We start from the raw sequence: 939 nt of genomic DNA, 5'->3' as shown, positions 1-939 counted from the left end.
CCGTGCCATTGGCTGCTGAGGCAGAGTCGACTGTGAGCGTATCGCCGTCAACATCGGAATCGTTAGCTAGTACATCTACAGTGACTGGCGTATCTTCATCCGTAGTTGCTGATTCGCCCACGGTGGTGGGGGTGTCATTCACGGCATTAATGGTTACCGCTACGGTAGCCGTTGAGGTACCGCCGTTACCATCGCTCACGGTATAAGTGATGGTATCGGAGCCAGTGAAGTTCGAATCAGGCGTGTAAGTAATAGTGCCGTCAGGGTTGATGGCAACCGTGCCGTTGGCTGCAGTAGCAGAGTCGACTGTGAGCGTATCGCCGTCAACATCGGAATCGTTAGCTAAAACATCCACAGTAACGGGAGTATCTTCATCTGTAGTCGCTGATTCGCCCGTGGTAGTTGGGTTGTCATTCACGGCATTAATGGTCACCGCTACGGTAGCCGTTGAGGTACCGCCGTTACCATCGCTCACGGTATAAGTAATGGTATCGGAGCCAGTGAAGTTCGCATTAGGCGTGTAAGTGATAGTGCCATCAGGATTAATCGCAACCGTGCCGTTACCAGCTGTTGCGCTATCGACGGTAAGCGTATCGCCGTCAGCATCGGAGTCGTTGGCTAACACATCCACATTGACTGGCGTATCTTCATCCGTTGTCGCTGATTCGCCTGCAGTGCTTGGGTTGTCATTCACCGCATTAATGGTCACCGCTACGGTTGCAGTAGCAGTCCCGCCGTTACCGTCCGTGACCGTATAAGTGATGGTATCCGAGCCATTAAAATCGGCGTTTGGTGTATAAGTGATGGTGCCGTCAGGGTTGATTGCAACCGTGCCATTGGCTGCTGAGGCAGAGTCGACTGTGAGCGTATCGCCCTCAACATCGGAGTCATTGGCTAACACATCCACAGTGACTGGCGTATCTTCATCCGTAGTTGCTG

1 protein-coding gene is annotated in these 939 nt (G+C 52.8%); it reads right to left on the bottom strand.

From position 1 onward, the window contains the following. On the bottom strand, positions 1 to 939 hold a 939-nt coding region (locus BS617_RS18130; protein WP_139303246.1), incomplete at both ends, for an Ig-like domain-containing protein.

It is taken from the genome of Neptunomonas phycophila (assembly GCF_001922575.1).
GTDB lineage: Bacteria > Pseudomonadota > Gammaproteobacteria > Pseudomonadales > Balneatricaceae > Neptunomonas > Neptunomonas phycophila.
This window is presented reverse-complemented; position numbering and strand designations above follow the sequence as displayed.